Origin of the sequence: Streptomyces javensis (assembly GCF_039525925.1) — a bacterium.
Classification (GTDB): domain Bacteria; phylum Actinomycetota; class Actinomycetes; order Streptomycetales; family Streptomycetaceae; genus Streptomyces; species Streptomyces asiaticus.
The window spans coordinates 206730-224945 of sequence record NZ_BAAAIF010000006.1 but is presented as its reverse complement, the minus strand read 5'-3'; the positions used below and the strand labels follow the sequence as shown (position 1 = coordinate 224945).

The window sequence follows — 18216 nt, the reverse complement described above, 5'->3', positions numbered from 1 at the left end:
CACAGTACCCGCGGGGTGCGGGACGGAGGGGATGCGGCGGGATTCCGGTTCCGCGCGGTACCGTCGGAGCCGACTGATACGCCGACGGTGCGCATTCTCAGGGGTCTTGGTGGGGATCGAGAGCGAGAAGCTCGTCTACGACTATCTGAGCCGTGTCGGGGACCTGGCTCAGCAACAAGGTCTGTCGTCCGGTGAACGTATGCGGCTGGTCTCCGGACTCCGTGCCGATATCGACCACCGCCGGGCCACCGGAGGGGCGGACAGCCCGGCCGGGGTGAAGCGGATCCTGTCCAAGCTGGGCTCACCCGCCGATGTGGTGGCCGCCGCGGGTGGTCGGGGCCCCGACCCGGGATCCGGGGGAATGGGCGGTGGGCCCAGTACAGAGGGCGGCGCGGCGGGCGGCGGTACGTCGCCACGGGGAGCCACCGGGGCGGCCCGGGCGGCCCGCGACAAGCTGGCCGGGCTCGCCAAGAGCAGCGGTCTCACCGGTAAGGTGCCCGCCCCGCGCGAGGAGGACGCCCCGGGGGTGCCGGGCATCGGCCGGAACGGAGACGGCCGGAACGGGCACGGCCCCGCGGACCACGCCCCGGGCGACGGCGCCCCCTCCCTGATCAAGCCGAGGCCCGCCACCCCAGCCCCGCCCCCGTCCAACGCCGCCTCGCCACCGCACCTCGCGGGCGAGGACGAACTCGGCCCGCGCGAGTCCGACATGGACTGGTGGCACGTCGAGCCGGGCCCGTTGGCCCAGCCCGAGCAGCGTGACGCGCAGTACGGCGCGGTCGAGGGGTTCACCGGCGGGATCGAGATCCCCGAACTGCTCGGCAAGGGCAAGTCGGCCGAGCAGGAGCGCCAGGAGCGGCGGGAGGCCGAGGAGAAGGCGGCGGCTGAGGCCGAGGCGGCTGAGGCCGAGGCCGCCGCGGTGGCGAAGGCGAAGGCCGAGGCCAAGAAGGCGGAGGCCGGGGGCAAGCAGCGCGGCGGGCTGCGCCGCGTACTGCTCGGGCCCGGTAAGGCGGGCAAGGCGGCCGGTGAGCCCGCGGGCGGGACCGGCGTCCCCACATGGCTGTCCGGGCTCGGCCCGGTGCTGCTGGTGGCGGTGGGACTCCTCGTGGCGGGCGCCGCCCTGGGCAACATCATCCCGATCGCGTTCGGCTGGGTGATCGCGTACTCCAGCATCTACCGCCGCTCCCCGGCCGAGGCGAAGTGGGCGGTGCTTGGCATGCCCGGCCTGGTCGTGGCCGGGGCGGCGATCTGGCTGTACGGCCGAGCCGACCGCAAGTGGGGCGAGGCGATCCCCGAACACGGCTGGAAGGACGCCCTGACCGACACCTGGCCCTTCGTTGTCCGGGGCGCGGCCATCGCCTCGGTGCTGTTCCTCCTCTGGCGCGCGGCGAGGCGCAAGGGCTGACGCCGGGCGCGTAGGCGTCTTGTGCTCAGCCTTGGTCGGCGGCCTGCCAAGGCGCGCCCGGGACGACCAGGGGGCTGCCGGTCACCGGGTCCGGGACGACCACCGAGCCGAGGCCGAAGACCTCGTGCACCAGCTCGGCGGTGACGATGTCCCCCGGGCGGCCGCGTGCCACGATGCTGCCGCCCTTCATCGCGATCAGATGGTCGGCGTAGCGGGCGGCCTGGTTGAGGTCGTGGAGGACGGCGACGACCGTACGGCCGCGCTCGTGGTTGAGCTGGCGCACCAGGTCCAGCACCTCCACCTGGTGGGAGATGTCCAGGTACGTCGTCGGCTCGTCCAGCAGCAGCAGATCGGTCTCCTGCGCGAGCGCCATCGCGATCCATACGCGCTGCCGCTGCCCGCCCGACAGCTCGTCCACCGGGCGGTCGGCGAGCGCCGTCACGTCGGTGCGCTCCATGGCGTCCGTGACGGCCCGTTCGTCCTCCTCCGACCACTGCTGCCACCACCGCTGATGCGGCTGGCGGCCACGGGAGACGAGATCGGCGACGGTGATCGCCTCGGGTGCGACCGGGGTCTGCGGAAGCAGCCCCACGGACTGGGCGATCCTCTTCGTCGGGATGCGCGCGAGATCCGTGCCGTCGAGGAGCACGGCGCCGCCGCGCGGCCGCAGCAGCCGCCCGAGGGCGCGCAGCAGGGTGGACTTGCCGCAGGCGTTGGGGCCGACGATGACCGTGACCTCGCCGTCGGGTACCTCCAGGTCCAGCCCGTCCACGACGGTGCGGTCCTCGTAGGCGAGGGTCAGCTCGCGTGCGGTGAGTCGGTTCGGCCGGTCCGGCCGGTTCGCGGAAGCGGCTTCCGCCGGACCGGCCCCCGCCGGACCTGCCTCCGGGCTCGTTCCCGTTGTGGACGCCGAAGCGGTCATGCGGCGGTGCCTCCCTTACGGCCGCGTCCCCCGGAAGACAGCAGCAGGTGGATCAGATACGGGGCGCCGACCGCGGCCGTCAGCACACCCACCGGCAGTTCGGTCGGCGCGAACAGCTTGCGGGCCAGCAGATCGGCGGTGACGACGATGAACGCTCCGGCCAGGGCCGAGCACAGCAGCGGGATCTGGGCGGTCCTGGTCATCCGGCGGGCGATCTGCGGGGCGAGCAGCGCCACGAAGTCCACCGGGCCGGCCGCGCCCGTCGCCATGGACGCGAGTACGACGCCGAGGGCCACCAGGCCCAGCCGCACCCGCCCGAGCCGTACGCCCAGCGCGGTCGCCGTGTCGTCGTCCATGGACACCGTGCGCTGCGCCCGCGCCGCCCACAGCACACCGGGCAGCAGCACCAGCAGCGCCCAGCCGAGCGGAGCGGCCTCGCCCCAGCCGCGTCCGTTGAGCGAACCGGTCATCCACACCTTCGCCTGCTGGGCCACGAGATAGTCGCCCTTGGTCAGGAAGAGATGGGTGATCGAGCGCAGTGCGACGGCGAAGCCGATGCCGATGAGCACGAAGCGGGCCGCCTGGAGCCCGCCGCGCCAGGCGAAGACGTACACCAGCGCGGCGGCGGCGAGACCGCCGAGGACGGAGAGGTACGGCAGGACGGCGTAGGAGGTGGCCCCGTAGGTCATCGCGCCCACGGTCACCGCGCTCGCGCCCTGGCTGACGCCGATGATGTCGGGGCTCGCGAGGGGGTTGCGGGCCACCGTCTGGATCAGCGCGCCCGCGATGCCGAAGGCGGCGCCGACCATCAGGCCGAGCGTCATCCGGGGCAGCCGCAGCGTGCCGACGACGAGATCGTTCGGGGTGGCCGGCCCGAGGCCCCACTGGGTGTGCAGGACGGCCCGCACGGCGTCGGCGGGCGCGACGAAGCTCTCGCCGACGCACAGATACGCCACACAGGCCGCGGCGGTGGCCAGGGCCAGCCCGATCGCGACGAGGGCCGAGCGGCGATGCAGCAGGAACGATCCGCCACGTCCGCCGAGCCCTTTGTTCCCGATGCGGATGAGGCCGTACCCGGCCGGGCGGACCGGGCGGGCCCCCGGGCGGGCGGGGTGGCTCTCCGTCGCCGTCACGCGGCCACCGCCTTCCGGCGCACCAGCGCGACCAGGAACGGCACCCCGATCAGCGCCGTCATCACGCCCGCGGGGACCTCGCTCGGCGGGAAGACGACCCGGCCCACCACATCCGAGACCAGCAGCATCACCGGGCCGATCAGCGCGGCCACCGGCAGCACCCAGCGGTGGTCGGTGCCGACGAGCGCGCGGGCGATATGGGGGACCGCGAGACCGATGAAGGCGAGCGGACCGGCGGCGGCGACCCCGACGCCGGTGAGGATCGTGGCCCCGAGGGCGGCGACGATCCGTACGACCGCCACGTTCTGGCCGAGCCCCTTCGCGACGTCCTCGCCGAGCGCCAGCGCGTCGAGACCGCGTGCCACCGCGATCACCAGCACCGTGCCGACCAGCAGGAACGGCCAGATCTGGCCGACGATCCCGGTGTCCCGCCCGGCCAGTGAGCCGATCTGCCAGAAGCGGAACTCATCCAGGGCCGCCGCCTTCGTCGTCAGCACGCCCGTCGTCACGGACACCAGCAGGGCGTTGATCGCGGCGCCGGAGAGCGCGAGCTTGACCGGGGTGGCGCCGCCCCGCCCGCTGGTGGCGATGGCGTAGACGGCGACCGACGCCAGCCCCGCGCCCGCGAAGGCGAACCAGACATAGCCGCCGAGGGTGTGCACCCCGGCGAAGGCGATCGCGAGCACCACGCCCACCGACGCGCCCTGACTGATGCCGAGGATGCCCGGGTCGGCGATCGGGTTGCGGGTGACGCCCTGCATCACGGTGCCCGCCATGGCGAGCGCCGCGCCGACCATCAGCCCGATGAGGGTGCGCGGCAGCCGCAGGGACCGCACGATGTCGGCGGCGTCGCTGGAACCGCCGTGCAGCAGCGCGTCCAGGACCGCGCTCGGCGCGATCTGGCGGCTGCCCACGGCGAGGCTCAGCAGGACGGCGAGCAGCAGGGCGACGACGGCCGCGGCCGTCCAGCCGAGGCGGCGGCGGACCAGGGAGGCGCGTACTGGAGAGGTGCGGACCGAAGGGGTGCGGACCAGGGGGGCTCTGGGAGGGCGGTTACTGGTCCGGTCGGCGGTCATCGCGTCCGTTCACTCGTGGGCTACCTCGTCGGCTACCTCGTCGGCTACGAAGTTAGGCGAGGCTAAGTGTATGGGTTGGGCCAAGGCACAATGGCGGGTATGTCTTCGCACTCCGCTCCCACCGTCGGCTTCGACCTCGACATGACCCTCATCGACTCCCGGCCGGGCATCAAGGCGGCGTACGAGGCGCTCTCGGCACGGACCGGCACCTACATCGACTCCGACCTCGCCATCACCCGGCTCGGCCCGCCGCTGGAGCAGGAGCTGGTGCACTGGTTCCCCGATGAGCGCGTCGAGGAGATGGGCGAGCTCTACCGCGAGCTCTACCCGGAGTACGCGATCGCGCCCACCCCGGCCATGAAGGGGGCGAGGGAGGCGATCGAGACCGTGCGGCGGGCCGGGGGCCGGGCCATCGTCGTCACCGCGAAGCACGAGCCCAACGCCAAGCTGCACCTGAGCCACCTGGGCATCGAGGCGGACGCGGTCATCGGCTGGCTGTGGGCCGAGGCCAAGGCGGAGGCGCTGCGGGAGTACGGGGCGACGGTGTACGTCGGGGACCACACGGGTGACGTACGGGGCGCCCGTACGGCCGGTGCGCTCTCCGTGGCGGTCGCCACCGGGCCCTGCGCGGTGGACGAGCTGCTCACGGCCGGCGCGGATGTCGTACTGGACGATCTGACGGCGTTCCCGGCCTGGCTGTCGGGCTATATGGGCGATGGCGAGCGCGCGGCGGGCTGATCCGCCCCGCTCATGAGCTCATGAGCGCGGCTGGTTCACGAGGTCACGAGGTCATGAGTTCATGAGTTCAGCTGGCTCACCAGCTCATGAGCGCAGCCGGTTCCCCTGACGCACCCGGTTCACCCGGACGGCGGTACGGGTGGCCGTGACACCCGGGCGGCGGCCGCGGCCTCCCGCCGCTGTGCCGCGATGGAGCGCAGCAGACCGACGGCGGCGAGGGCGAAGCCGACGCCCATCAGCATGCAGACGAAGTACGCCGCCGAGGGCAGCGGATCCGCGCCCAGGAAGAGCGGTGCGACGGTGACGAGCGTGGCCACCGCTCCGATGGCGAAGACGATGACGCCGGACCGGATGAGCCGGTCGCCGGGAAGGGGCGCCTCTCGGGGGTGGCCGGGGGAGCCGCCGCGGTGCGGGGTTTCATTACTCACTGGACCAGGGTAGATCCGTGCCAGAGCGCGCATAGGAACCACCCGGGTACGTCTTGTCACCAGGCTCGGGACCATTAGCCTTGGTGGTGGCGGGTCTTACGACCCGCTGTAGTGCTATCGAGAGCTGTTTTTCCGTGTTTTCCGACGAGCGACGAGGACGAGACAGACGTGCCTACCGGCAAGGTCAAGTGGTTCAACAGTGAGAAGGGCTTTGGCTTTCTCTCCCGCGATGACGGTGGCGACGTCTTCGTTCACTCGTCGGTGCTTCCGGAAGGCGTCGACTCACTGAAGCCGGGACAGCGCGTGGAATTCGGCGTGGTGGCCGGAAATCGCGGGGATCAGGCATTGTCCGTCACCGTTCTCGATCCGACTCCCTCCGTGGCGGCCGCCCAGCGCCGCAAGCCTGATGAGCTGGCGTCCATTGTCCAGGATCTGACCACCCTGCTGGAGAATGTGACGCAGCAGCTGGAGCGCGGCCGCTATCCGGACAAGGCACATGGCCACAAGATCGCGGGCATGCTGCGGGCGGTGGCCGACCAGCTCGACGTCTGACGCTCGCTCGGCACATACGAATCCCGTCAGCGGAGCCGGATGGATCCCCGTCCGGCTCCGCTTGGTGTGCGGCCACGTGCCGAAGCGTCAGACCGCCTCCAGCGCCCCGGGTCGGAGGGGCGGTACCAGCCCCTCGGCCGCCGCGCGGGTCAGCAGCCCGCGCACCGCGGCGTAGCCGCTCTCGCCGAGGTCGGCGGTGAACTCGTTGACGTACAGCCCGATGTGCTGATCGGCGACGGCCGGGTCCATCTCCTGGGCGTGCTCCAGGACATACGCCCGCGACGCCTCCGGATCGTCCCAGGCCATCCGCACCGATGTCCGGGCGGCGTCGGCGAGCTCCCGCAGCCGCTCGGTGCCCAGTGAACGCTTGGCGATGATCGCGCCGAGCGGGATCGGGAGTCCGGTGGTCCGCTCCCAGTGCTCGCCCATGTCAGCCAGGCAGTGCAGCCCGTAATTCTGATAGGTGAACCGGGCTTCGTGGATGACGAGCCCGGCATCGACCTCGCCGTCCCGCACCGCGGGCATGATCGCGTGGAACGGCAGCACCTTGATCTCGCCGACCCCGCCCGGCACCTCGGCGGCGGCCCACAGCCGGAAGAGCAGATACGCGGTCGAACGCTCGCTCGGCACCGCGACCGTCTTCCCCGCCAGGTCCTTGCCGGTGAGCGACTGCCCCTCGCCGGGCCGCCGCGTGAGCACCAGCGGACCGCAGCCGCGGCCGAGCGCGCCGCCGCAGGGCAGCAGCGCGTAGTCGTCCAGCACCCACGGCAGTACGGCGTACGACACCTTCAGTACGTCGAACTCACCGCGCTCGGCCATCCCGTTGGTGATGTCGATGTCGGCGAAGGTGACATCGAGCGCGGGCGCGCCGGGGACCCGGCCGTGGGCCCAGGCGTCGAAGACGAAGGTGTCGTTCGGGCACGGGGAGTAGGCGATCTTCAAAGGCTCAGTCAAGGGCTCGCTCAGGGGCTCAGTCACTGCCGGGTTCCTTCCGGGTCAAAGGTCCAGGTGCCGAGGAGGGGGGCGATGGTCGCGAAGGCGCCCGTGAGCGCTTCGAGCGCCTCCCCGATCCGCCAGGCCGCGCGGTCGCGCGGTCCGACGGCATTGGAGACCGTCCGCACTTCCAGGGCGGGCACGGACTGGGCCGCGGCGGCCTCCGCGACGCCGAAGCCCTCCATGGCCTCGGCGACGGCGCACGGATGGCGGCGCAGCAGCTCGGCGGCCCGTTCGGCGCTCCCGGTCACGGTCGACACGGTGAGCACGGTGCCGCGCACGGCGTCCGTCGCCTCGGCGACGGCGGCGACGAGCGGGGCGGGCGGAAGGTGTTCGACGGTTCCGAAGCCCAGGTCGGTGACGGCGGCGAAGCCGTCGGGGGTCTCGGCGCCCAGGTCGGCGGCGACGATGGCGTCGGCGACGACGACGGAGCCGAGGCGGGCGGTTGCAGGCCGCGCGGCTGCGGGCGTTGTGGCTGCGGGCGTTGTGGCTGCGGGCCGCGCGGTGGTGAAGCCGCCGCCGATACCGGCCGATACGGCGAGGTCGTAGGGGGTGCGGGCGACCGCGGCCGCGGTCAGGGCGGCGGAGGATCCGGCCGCCGCGGCCGCCGGCCCGACCCCGGCGGCCAGGACGTCCACGGTGAGCGGCGGCCGGGCGGGCGGCGCCGGGCTCAGCCGGTGGAGCATCCCGCCGGGGACGGGGAGTTCGGCCAGCTCGGGGGCCGTGGCGCCGACGCCCCGTACGACGGCGTCCCGTTCGGCGGGTACGGCCGTGACGATCAGTACGCGCATGGGTGACTCCCCCTTGTCACACACAACCCTGTCACGGCGTGACCGTCGGCCCGGTGCGACCGGGCCCCCGCCAGGCGTCCCGTCAGGAGTCCCGTTCCAGCGTGAAGCGCCAGATGCCCTTGACGCCCCGGCTGCTCTTGCCGAGCTCGGCGACCGTGATCGTGACCTTCTTCTCGAGCGTGGTCTGGCCGGTCTGCGGGTTCTGCCGGGCGAAGAGCGTATCGCTGTCGAAGCTGCGGTACGTCTCCTTGCTCGCCTCGGCCATGACCGGGTTGTTGGCGATCAGGCCCCAGCTGGACTCGGCGATCTTGGGGTCCACCCCGATCCGCACCTTGTCCCCGGAGGTCACCTTGATCGTCTTCTCGGGCTTGGCGGACAGGCAGTCCTTGAACTTCTTCGAGCTCAGGTCCTTGCCGTCGCCGTAGCAGCCGTTGCTCGCCTCGGTCGTCACGGTGTTCGAACCGACCGTCACCGTTGCCAGCGGGGTCGGCTTGTCGCAGGCGGAGAGGGCGACGAGCCCGAGGGACACGGCACAGGCGGCGGTGACGGCGCGGCGGCCCTTGCCCCTGGAAAACAGCGCAGCGGTCATGCGGGCAGGCTATCTGGCCGCACCGATCGCCTCGCGCGCGGGTACGACTCGCCGGTGGCGGTCCCGCCGGGCTCGGGTACGGCGCGCCAGTGGCGGTCCCGCCGGGCTCGGGTTCGGCTCAGGACTCACGCCACCCGCGGATACGGCGCCCCCTGCCGGGAGGCGCTCAGCAGCCCGCGGACGCTCAGCGCCGCGCCCAGTGCGATCACCGCCGCGGCGACCGCCATCCCCAGCACCCCGTGGAGCGGCAGCACGATGCCGATGGCGCCGCCGACGACCCACGCCATCTGGAGCGTCGTCTCGGACCGCGAGAACGCCGAGGTGCGGACCTCCTCCGGGACGTCCCGCTGGATCAGCGCGTCCAGCGACAGCTTGCCCAGCGCCTGGGAGATCCCGGCGGTGGCGGCCACGGCGGCCACCGTCACCGCGCCGTAGAGGGCCGCAGACACGATGAGCACGCCCAGGGCGGAGCTCAGCACCACCGCGATGATCAGCTCCGGGCCGCGCGCCCGCAGCCAGGCGCCGATCGCGGTGCCCAGCGCGTTGCCGCCGCCCGCGCAGACCGCGGCCAGGCCGAGCGAGACCTCGGGGCCGAGCCCGCCCAGCGGCTGGTCGCGGAGGAGGAAGGCGAGGAAGAGGGTGAGGAATCCGGAGAGGGTCTTGAGCGCGGCACACGCCTGAAGGGCGTGCAGCACGGAGGGGCCGACCGTACGGAGGCCGGGCCGCCGGGACCGGCCCCTCCAGAAGGCGATCTTGGAGAACACGGTCCTGGCGGAGGCGGTCCTGGGGAAGGCGGTACCGGAGAAGGCGGTTCCGCCCCCGCCGACCGTCGGGGCGGCCCAGCCCCCGCCCACCCTGGCCTTGGGCTTGCGCACCGTCACCGGCAGATGCAGATGGCGCTGTCCCGAGGTCAGCTGCGCCCTGGCCTCGCCCATCGAGGAGTCCACCTTGTGCGGCAGGGTGAACGACAGGAATCCGCCCAGCAGGAAGATCACGGATGCCCCGTACAGCGGCCAGCTCGGCCCGATCTGATGCAGCCCGGCCCCCAGCGGGGCCGCCGCGCCGGTGGCGAGCAGCCCGGCGAGGGTGACCCGTGAGTTGGCCTTGACCAGGGAGAAGTGGGGTGGGAGCAGCCGCGGCACGACGGCGGAACGGACGACTCCGTACGCCTTCGACGCCACCAGCACGCCCAGCGCCGCCGGATACAGCTCCAGCCCGCCACCCGCCACCGCGCCCGCCATCGTCAGCGCGAGCACCACGCGGGTCAGCATCGCGCCCGCCATCGCCGCGCGGCGGCCGTGCGGAATGCGGTCGAGGAGCGGGCCGATGACGGGGGCGAGCAGCGCGAACGGCGCCATGGTGATGACCAGGTAGAGCGCGACCCGGCCGCGGGCCTCGTCGGTGGGGACCGAGAAGAAGATCGTGGAGGCGAGGGCGACGGTGATCAGCATGTCGCCCGCGGAGTTCACCGCGTGCAGTTCGATCAGCTTGCCGAGCCCCGACTCGCCGGCCCCGTGGGCGTGGGTGACCCGGCGGATGCCGCGCCCGGCCGCGGTGAAAGGGAGGCGGAGCGCGAGGGGGAGACGGAGCGCGTGGACGACCCAGCGGCCCGACCTTCTGGTCGAGCCGCCGCTGTACCACCGCGTTCCTGCCATCTGACCATGGTGCAGCCAACGCGGCCGAAGCGTCAGACCTTCGACGGCTTTCCGGATGGCGGCGCTGTCGCCGGGGACCGGCAACACCCTGCTGTCCAGCGGAAACGTGCTTTCGCGGGGGCGGGAGGCCAGGGGGCGTACGGCGCCGTGGGGGGTGGTGGAGATGAGACGGGGGTAGGGCCGGTGCGGCCGGACAAGGTAGCGTGCGTAACCGCGCCACCGAGGGTCGTTCCTGGCCGTGTGCCGAGTAGCCATCCCGCAGAATGGGACGTACAAGGTGCGCCCGAAGGCCGGATGGGCGCGGACGTCGACGCGGCCCCATGGTCCGCTCCGTCCGCGGTCCCGCGACCGGCCGTACGGCTGGCGCACCAGGTCAGACGGCTGCGACGGCGTGGAAGAGAGAATCGATCCTGTGAGTGCGATGCGAAGCCGTACCCCCGACCGCCTGTGCGCCGAAGCGGTCGAACTCGCCCGCGAGGCGGCCGTGGAAGCCGCCCATCCGGGGCAGGTGGGCGAGTATCTGGGCGCTGTCGCCGAGGGCGACCGCGTGGTCACGCATCTCTTCGAGAGCCCCGACCCGGGCTATCGCGGCTGGCGCTGGGCGGTCACGGTGACCCGCGCCTCCCGCGCGAAGGCCGTCACCCTGGACGAGACGGTGCTGCTCCCCGGCCCCGACGCGCTGCTCGCGCCGGAGTGGGTGCCCTGGAGCGAGCGGCTGCGCCCAGGCGACATGGGGCCGGGCGATCTGCTCCCCACCGAGGCCGAGGACCTGCGCCTGGAGCCCGGCTACTCGGGCGAGGACGCCCCGCCGCCCAACTCCGCGGTCTCGGAGGAGATGCAGCAGCTCGCGGCGGTGGAGGAGGCCGATGTGACGGCCGGCGCCCCCGCGGCGCAGACCGCGCCCACGACCGGCTCGATCGCGGCCGTCGCCGAGGAACTGGGCATGCGCCGCGCCCGGGTGCTGTCCCGCTACGGCCTCCACGACGCGGCTGACCGCTGGGACGAGGCGTACGGCCCCAAGACCCCCATGGCCCAGGCGGCCCCCGGTACCTGCGCGAGCTGCGGCTTCCTGGTGTCCCTCGGCGGCTCGCTGGGGCAGGCGTTCGGGGTCTGCGCGAACGAGTTCAGCCCGGCGGACGGCCGCGTCGTCTCCCTCTCCTACGGCTGCGGCGCCCACTCCGAGGCCGCCGTCATGCCCAAGCCCCCCCGCCCGGCCCCACCGGTCGTCGACGAAACGGTCGTCGAACCCCTCCCCCTCCACCCGGACCGCACGAGCGGCTCCGTCGAGCCGGACATGCCACCAGAGGAGCTGGGCCACAGCTGAGCCATCCCGCCCGGGGCCCCTCCCCGCCCGGCACCCCGGTAAGACCGTCACGGAGCGGTGGCCTCCGGCGGGGCGGCTACGGAGCGGTGGTCTCTGGCGGGGCGGCTACGGAGCGGTGGCCTCCGGCAGGGCGGCTACGGAGCGGTGGCCTCCGGCGGGGCGGCTACGGAGCGGTGGCCTCCGGCAGGGCGGCTCTGGAGCGGCGGCTACCCGGTGAGCCCGCTACGGAGCGGCGACCCCCGTAAGGCGGCTATGGAACGGCGCCCCCGGTAGGGCTGCTGCGGAACGGTGGCCCTTGGCCTGGCGGGCACGAAGCGGTGGTCTCTGGCGGGGCTGTTACGGAGCGGCGGCTACCCGGTGAGCCTGCTGCGGAACGGTGGTCCTTGGCCTGGCGGGCACGGAGCGGTGGTCTCTGGCGGGGCTGTTACGGAGCGGCGGCTACCCGGTGAGCCTGCTGCGGAACGGTGGTCCTTGGCCTGGCGGGCACGGAGCGGTGGTCTCTGGCGGGGCTGTTACGGAGCGGCGGCTACCCGGTGAGCCTGCTGCGGAACGGTGGTCCTTGGCCTGGCGGGCACGGAGCGGCGGTCTCCCGGTAGGGCTGTTACGGAGCGGGCGGCCCCTGGTCAGGCGGCTACGGAACGCTGCCCGCGGTAAGGCCGCCGTTACGGAACAGCGCCCTCCTGGTGAGGCTGCTGCGGAACGGTGGCCCCTGGCCAGGCGGGCACGGAACGCCCCCGGTAGGCCGCTGCGGAACGGCGGCCCCTGGCTCCGCCATTCACGGGACGGCGTTCCTGGGCTCGTCTCGGTCTGGTCCGCCCGGCGGAGGACTTGGTCCGCCGGGTTCCGGCGGTGCTGCCGGGGTGGCGCGCCGCGAACTCCCGCCCGGCGGCCGTTCTGCGGGCTGTCGCCCACCCGCCCGGGGTGGGCGGCGCCCAGGGGTACGCCAGGGGCTCCGCCCCTCGACCCGGGGTCTGGGGCGGAGCCCCAGTTGTGGGAAGGGGCGGGGAGGGGAAAGCAGCCCGCCGCAGGCGCCGTCACACCCCGTCGCACCGAGGCCACAGCGGCCGTGAAGGGCGCGCCTCCGCCCGTGTGACCAAGGCAGGGACCGGGACGACGGGCCCCGTGGGCCCCAAGGTGAGGGGGAGAATCCGGTTGTGTGGGGCCCGAGGCGTCGTTTGGCGGCGGATAGCGGTACGTTCGCGGCTAGCAAGGGCGGCACGCGAAGGAACGGCGAGCGCGGTGGGGCGATCCGCACCGCGGGGGACTCGGCGGTGTGGCGCCGTGGCGCAGGACGTACCCCGACCAGGAACTTCCGGAGGCGAGACGTGAGCAGCACGGCGATGGTGCGAGGCGCGACCGAGGACGCGGACCCGTTCGGGACCGCGCGGCTGCGGCGCGGCGTGCTGGACGCCTGGGCCGCTTCGCCCGCCCGGTTCCGGGAGGACGCCAACGCCGAGGAGGACCTGGCGCTGGGCGGCCACCGCGACCGGCTGGTCGTCGAGATGGCCCAGAACGCGGCGGACGCCGCCGCCCGCGCCGGGGTGCCCGGACGGCTGCGGCTGACCCTGCGGCCGGCCACCGACGGCGAGCCCGCCGTGCTGGCCGTCGCCAACACCGGGGCGCCACTGGACGCGGCGGGCGTCGAGTCGCTGTCCACCCTGCGGGCATCGGCCAAGCGGGACGAGCCGGACAGCGCGGTCGGGCGGTTCGGCGTCGGCTTCGCGGCGGCGGTCGCGGTGAGCGACGAGCCCGCGGTCGTGGGCCGCACCGGCGGGGTGCGCTGGTCGCTGGCCGAGGCGCGGGAGCTGACCCAGCGCGCCGCCGCCACCGCCGCCGCTACCACCGCCACCGCCGCGGCCACCGCAACCGGCGCCACCGGCGGCGGCCCCGGCCTCGCCGAGGAGCTGCGCCGCCGCGACGGCCACGTACCGCTGCTGCGGCTGCCGCTGCCCGCCGAGGGAAGCGCCCCGGAGGGCTACGACACCGTCGTGGTGCTGCCGCTGCGCGACGGCGCCGCTTGGGACGTCGCGGAGCGGCTGCTGGCCGGGATCGACGACGCGCTGCTGCTGACCCTCCCCGGCCTCGCCGAGGTCGTGGTCGAGACCGTCGAGGGCACCCGGACGCTGCGCCGCCGCGAGGACGGCCCGTACACCGTCGTCGAGGACAGCGGCGCCCGCGGTACGACGCGCTGGCGCACCGAGAGCACCGGGGGGCGGCTGGAGCCGGAGCTGCTGGCCGACCGGCCGGTGGAGGAGCGGCTGCGTCCGGTGTGGTCGGTGACCTGGGCGGTTCCGGTGGACGCGGAGGGCGCGCCGACGCGGCCCGCGACCGCCCCGGTCGTCCACGCCCCGACGCCGACCGACGAGCCGCTGGGCATGCCCGCGCTGCTGATCGCGTCCTTCCCGCTGGAGCCCACCCGCCGCCACACCGCCCCCGGGCCGCTCACGGACTTCCTGCTGGATCGCGCGGCCGAGGCGTACGCGACGCTGCTGCGCGACTGGCATCCGGTCTCGGTCGGCTCGATCGACCTGGTCCCGGGCCAGCTGGGCCGGGGCGAGCTGGACGGGGAGCTGCGCCAGCGGGTGCTGGAGCGGCTGCCGAGGGTGCCGTTCCTGCCCAGTGCCGCCGCACCGGCGGTGGGCGTGGGCACGGAGGACGCGGCCGTGGCCGAGGCCGTGGCGGGCTGGCTCGGCTCGCCGGAGGCGCTCGGCCCGGACGCCGCCCAGGGCGGCCCCGCCGCGGAGGAGCCGACTGCCGCCCCGCCCGCGCCCGCCCCGGCCGACTGGGACGACGACGTGCTGGCGCGCGGCGGCGCCGAGGGCGAGCCGTACGCGCTGCGGCCCCGGGACGCCGAGATCGTCGAGGGTGCGGGCGCGGAGACGGTGGAGGTGCTGGCCGAGCTGTTCCCGACGCTGCTGCCCGCCGGTCTCGAGCGCCGCTCGGAGCTGCGGGTGCTGGGCGTGGCCCGGGTGCCGCTGGGCGAGCTCATCGACCGGCTCGCGGGCGTGGAGCGCGCCCCGGCCTGGTGGCGGCGGCTGTACGACTCGCTGGGCGGTATCGACCCGGACCGGCTGAGCGGGCTGCCGGTGCCGCTGGCGGACGGCCGGACGACGATCGGGCCCCGGCAGGTGCTGCTGCCGCTGCCGGGCGAGGCCGACGGCGACCTGGACGGCCCGCACGGCCTGGACAGCATCGGAACCGCCGAGTCCGCCGTCACCACAACCGAGCCCGCCGGAACCGCCGAGCCCGCCGGAACCGTCGAATCCGCGCGGACCCCCGAGCGCGGCGCCTCGGTCAGCGATACGCATCGCACCCTCGCCCGCCTCGGCCTGAAAGTTGCACATCCGGACGCCGCCCATCCGCTGCTGGAGAAGCTCGGCGCGACCCCCGCCACGCCCCGCGCCGTGCTGACGACCCCCCAGGTACGGACCGCCGTCGCGCATTCACTGGAGGCGGAGGACGAGTACGACCCGTTCGCGGAGGAGGGCGAGGGCGGCCCGGGCGCGGCGCTGGACGCCGACACCCTGGCCGACACCGTCCTCGGCCTGGTCCAGCAGGCCCGGCTGGCGCCCGGCGACGAGCCGTGGCTGGCCGCGCTCGCGCTCCCGGACGAGGACGGGGAGCTGGCCCCGGCCGGTGAGCTGGTCCTCCCCGGCAGCGCCTTCGAGCAGGTGATGCGGGAGGGCGAACTGGCCGCGTGCGACGCCGAGCTGGCCGAGCGCTGGGGTGAGCAGCCGCTCGCCGCGGTCGGTGTGCTGGCGGGGTTCACGCTGGTCAGGGCCACCGATGTGGTGCTGGACCCGGATGAACTGGAGCCCCGCGAGGGCGACTTCACCGAACCGGACGACGTCGGCGTGCTGGACGCCGTCGACGTGTGGTGCGAGGACGTGCTGGACCGGCTGCCGGAGACGCCGGTGCCGCCGGTGGCCACCGAGATCGTGGCCGTACGGGACCTGGACCTGGTCGACGACGACGCCTGGCCGCGGGCGCTCGCCATGCTCGCCCAGCCGCCGCTGCGCGACGCGCTGACCGCGCCGGTGCGGGTGCTGCTGCCGGACGGCACGACGGAGATCGTGCGCTCGTACACCGCGTGGTGGCTGCGCGGCCATCCGGTGCTGGACGGCCGCCGCCCCGCCGGGCTGCGCGCGGCCGGGGGCGATCCGCTGCTGGCCGGGCTGTACGAGGCGGTGGACGCTGCCGGGTTCGAGGACGAGCAGGTGCTGCGGGCGCTGGGCGTGCGGACCTCCGTCGCCTCGCTGCTGGACGAGCCGGGCGGCGCCGCCGAACTGCTGGCCCGCCTCGCCGACCCGGACCGCGAGGTGACCCCCGCCCAGCTGCACGCCATCTACGGGCAGTTGGCCGACCTGGACCCGGAGCAGGTGACCCTGCCGGACGAGCTGCGCGCCATCGTGGACGGCGAGCCGACGGTGGTCGAGGCGGGCGAGGCGCTGGTCGCGGACGCCCCGGACCTGATGCCGCTGGCCGAGGCGGACGGCCGGGCGCTGCTGCCCGTACGGCCCGCGCGGGCGGCGGAGCTGGCCGAGCTGTTCCAGGTGCGGCGGCTGAGCGAGGCGTACCCGGCGCGGGTGACCTCACAGGGCGATCCGCACGAGGTGCCCGGGGCGGTCCGCGAACTCCTCCCGGGCGCCCCGCTGTCGTACATCGAGCACGAGGAACTGCTGATCGAGGGCTCGCGCGAGGGCGCGGGCTCGGGTGACGGCGAGGGCGCGGACGAGATCGAGTTGGACTGGCGGTATGTGGACGGCACCCTGCACGCCTCGACGGTCGAGGGCGTCGCGGCCGGTCTGTCCTGGGCCGCCGGCCACTGGGCGCGCCGGTTCGAGGTGGCGGCCCTGCTGGAGGACCTGACCCGTACGGAGGAGCTGGCGCGGGCCCGCTGGTTCGACTGACGGGCGTGCGCGTACGGGGCGTACGGGGCGTGCGCGTACGGGCGTGCGCGTACGGGGCGTGCGCGCGGGCCTTGCCCCGGGGCAAGGCCCGTTCCCCGGTCAGGGCTTGCGGGCCACGCCCGCGAAGATCCACAGCTCCTTGGCCTCCGCCTCGGCCCTGGCCTGCTCGCTCTCGGGCTTCCAGCGGTGCGGCATCACCACGCCAGGGTCGACCAGATCCAGTCCGTCGAAGAACGGAAGGATCTCTTCATGGGTGCGCCCCTGCACATGGATGCCGCTGCTGCGGTAGAGGTTGGTGACCGCGTCCGAGACCCCGGGGCGGGGGTCGAGAGCGCCGTGCGAGAGCACGAGATAGCTGCCCGAGGCCAGGGGCTCGACCAGTTGGCGCACGATCTCATACGGCTTCTGCTCGTCCGCGATGAAGTGCATGATCGCATTGAGCGACAGGGCGACCGGCTGCGACAGATCGAGGGTGTCGTTCAGATCCTCGGCGGCCAGGATCGCCTCCGGATCGCTGACGTCCGCGTGGATGTAGGCGGTGCGGCCCTCGGGCGTGGAGAGCAACAGGGCCTGCGCGTAGGCCAGCACTATCGGGTCGTTGTCCGCGTAGACGACCCGGGAGTCAGGGGCGGCCTCCTGGGCGACCTGGTGGAGGTTGGGCTCGGTGGGAATGCCGGTGCCGATGTCCAGGAACTGCCGTATGCCCGCCTCGTTCGCGAGCCAGCGGGTCGCACGGTGCATGAATGACCGGTTGGCGCGGGTCCACGGCTTGACGTCGGGCCAGACGGCCTCGACCTGTTCGGCGGCGTGGGTGTCGACCGCGTAGTGGGTCTTGCCGCCCAGGAAGTAGTCATACATGCGGGCCGAGTGCGGCTTGCTGGTGTCGATCTCATCGGCACGAAAGCGGTTACCGGTCATATCCCTCACATTACTGGTGAGTTGGTGACCACAAGACGGTAGTTCCCGAACAAAGTGCCCGCCGTGAGCCTTCCGCAACATTGTGAACGGCCCGTGAAGATCGTACAGTTGGTTCATCCGGCTCCGCCCGCGCGTCCCCGCGGCGGGGCCCTCATCTTTCTGTGCGCACCACATGCGCACCGCAGACGGGTGAGCGGGTGCGTCAAGAGGAGGGGAGCGCGCCCGCGCACCAGGCCAGGGCAGGGCGCCGGGCCGCTGCCGGGAACGGCGGACGGTCCGGCGCCGCGCCGTCACGGGTGCCGCCTTGGGCGCGCTCGGAGCGGGCGTGTCGGCCGTGGCGCGTGTCGGCCGTACCGCGTGTCGGCCGTACCGCGTGTCGGCCGTGGCGCGCGTCAGCCGTTCTGCGCGTCGGCCGTCCGCGCGTCGCCGTTCCGCGAGCCGTGCCGGATCGCCGCCTCCCGGGCCCGTACGTACCAGATGCCGAGCAGTCCGAGCCCGCCGCCGGCCAGGCAGGTCCACAGCCACCACAGATGCCCGTGGTCGTGGAACCAGCCGTAGAAAGGCAGCTGGGCGAGGAAGAGGACGAACCACACGATCGTGCCGCCGGTGATCGTGGCCACGACATTGCCCTCGAGGGGCTCCGGCGCCTCGTGCTTGGCGGTCCACTTCGTCATGGCCACAGCTTAAGGGGGGCCGGTCATGGGCCCGGCCGGGGTCGTGCCGGACCTCACAGGGGCCTCACCGGGGACCGGTTTGGCGATCGGCCTTAATAGTTTCATACT

15 protein-coding genes are annotated in these 18216 nt (G+C 73.8%); 5 read left to right on the top strand and 10 right to left on the bottom strand.

All coding sequences use genetic code 11. The features are described from left to right. Positions 1 to 109 precede the first annotated feature (109 nt). On the top strand, positions 110 to 1405 hold the full coding sequence (locus ABD329_RS08990) for a hypothetical protein (protein WP_344316191.1): 1296 nt from the start codon (positions 110 to 112) through the stop codon (positions 1403 to 1405). Positions 1406 to 1430: 25 nt separating this feature from the next. Here ABD329_RS08990 and ABD329_RS08985 read toward each other — a convergent pair whose 3' ends face one another. Genes ABD329_RS08985 through ABD329_RS08975 form a run of 3 tightly spaced genes read right to left on the bottom strand, consistent with a single transcriptional unit; the run spans position 1431 to position 4536 of the window. Then, on the bottom strand, positions 1431 to 2327 hold the full coding sequence (locus tag ABD329_RS08985; RefSeq protein ID WP_246619179.1) for an ABC transporter ATP-binding protein: 897 nt from the start codon (positions 2325 to 2327) through the stop codon (positions 1431 to 1433). Further along, positions 2324 to 3460 (bottom strand): FecCD family ABC transporter permease, encoded by a 1137-nt coding sequence (locus ABD329_RS08980; RefSeq protein WP_344316190.1) that lies wholly within the window; start codon positions 3458 to 3460, stop codon positions 2324 to 2326. Before ABD329_RS08980 ends, ABD329_RS08985 begins: the two co-directional genes overlap by 4 nt. Beyond that, positions 3457 to 4536, bottom strand: coding sequence for a FecCD family ABC transporter permease (locus ABD329_RS08975; protein ID WP_198280949.1), 1080 nt, complete (start codon positions 4534 to 4536; stop codon positions 3457 to 3459). The genes ABD329_RS08980 and ABD329_RS08975 overlap by 4 nt, the downstream gene beginning before the upstream one ends. Before the next feature lie 90 nt (positions 4537 to 4626). Between ABD329_RS08975 and ABD329_RS08970 the strand changes: the two genes are divergently transcribed. After that, positions 4627 to 5274 (top strand): HAD family hydrolase, encoded by a 648-nt coding sequence (locus tag ABD329_RS08970; protein WP_425574303.1) that lies wholly within the window; start codon positions 4627 to 4629, stop codon positions 5272 to 5274. A gap of 119 nt (positions 5275 to 5393) precedes the next feature. Here ABD329_RS08970 and ABD329_RS08965 read toward each other — a convergent pair whose 3' ends face one another. Continuing rightward, positions 5394 to 5702, bottom strand: coding sequence for a hypothetical protein (locus ABD329_RS08965; protein WP_309142903.1), 309 nt, complete (start codon positions 5700 to 5702; stop codon positions 5394 to 5396). A 168-nt stretch (positions 5703 to 5870) separates the two neighbouring features. Here ABD329_RS08965 and ABD329_RS08960 point away from each other — a divergent pair, with 168 nt between their 5' ends. Further along, complete coding sequence (locus tag ABD329_RS08960) at positions 5871 to 6254, top strand: cold-shock protein (RefSeq protein ID WP_014177506.1); 384 nt, start codon at positions 5871 to 5873, stop codon at positions 6252 to 6254. Between the two features lie 87 nt (positions 6255 to 6341). Here the strand turns inward: ABD329_RS08960 and ABD329_RS08955 are convergent, their stop codons facing one another. The 4 genes from ABD329_RS08955 to ABD329_RS08940 form a co-directional block, all read right to left on the bottom strand. Beyond that, the gene (locus tag ABD329_RS08955) at positions 6342 to 7232 is read right to left on the bottom strand and encodes a 1,4-dihydroxy-6-naphtoate synthase (protein ID WP_309142904.1); all 891 of its coding nucleotides are present in this window, start codon (positions 7230 to 7232) and stop codon (positions 6342 to 6344) included. Then, entirely contained in the window at positions 7229 to 8038 is an 810-nt protein-coding gene (mqnB, locus tag ABD329_RS08950; protein WP_344316189.1) for a futalosine hydrolase, read from the bottom strand. The genes ABD329_RS08955 and mqnB overlap by 4 nt, the downstream gene beginning before the upstream one ends. 82 nt (positions 8039 to 8120) lie before the next feature. Then, positions 8121 to 8627, bottom strand: coding sequence for a hypothetical protein (locus ABD329_RS08945; RefSeq protein WP_198280952.1), 507 nt, complete (start codon positions 8625 to 8627; stop codon positions 8121 to 8123). 125 nt (positions 8628 to 8752) lie between these two features. After that, positions 8753 to 10282 carry an MFS transporter gene (locus ABD329_RS08940; protein ID WP_344316188.1) on the bottom strand — a complete coding sequence of 510 codons (1530 nt, stop codon included), beginning with the start codon at positions 10280 to 10282 and terminating at the stop codon, positions 8753 to 8755. A gap of 421 nt (positions 10283 to 10703) precedes the next feature. Between ABD329_RS08940 and ABD329_RS08935 the strand changes: the two genes are divergently transcribed. Next, on the top strand, positions 10704 to 11606 hold the full coding sequence (locus ABD329_RS08935) for a DUF3027 domain-containing protein (RefSeq protein ID WP_344316201.1): 903 nt from the start codon (positions 10704 to 10706) through the stop codon (positions 11604 to 11606). A 1340-nt stretch (positions 11607 to 12946) separates the two neighbouring features. Further along, entirely contained in the window at positions 12947 to 16516 is a 3570-nt protein-coding gene (locus ABD329_RS08930) for a sacsin N-terminal ATP-binding-like domain-containing protein (RefSeq protein WP_344316200.1), read from the top strand. Between the two features lie 99 nt (positions 16517 to 16615). Here ABD329_RS08930 and ABD329_RS08925 read toward each other — a convergent pair whose 3' ends face one another. Both ABD329_RS08925 and ABD329_RS08920 read right to left on the bottom strand, forming a co-directional pair. Further along, complete coding sequence (locus ABD329_RS08925) at positions 16616 to 17434, bottom strand: SAM-dependent methyltransferase (RefSeq protein WP_198280324.1); 819 nt, start codon at positions 17432 to 17434, stop codon at positions 16616 to 16618. Between the two features lie 392 nt (positions 17435 to 17826). Beyond that, positions 17827 to 18108 (bottom strand): DUF2530 domain-containing protein, encoded by a 282-nt coding sequence (locus tag ABD329_RS08920; protein WP_198280323.1) that lies wholly within the window; start codon positions 18106 to 18108, stop codon positions 17827 to 17829. Positions 18109 to 18216 lie beyond the last annotated feature (108 nt).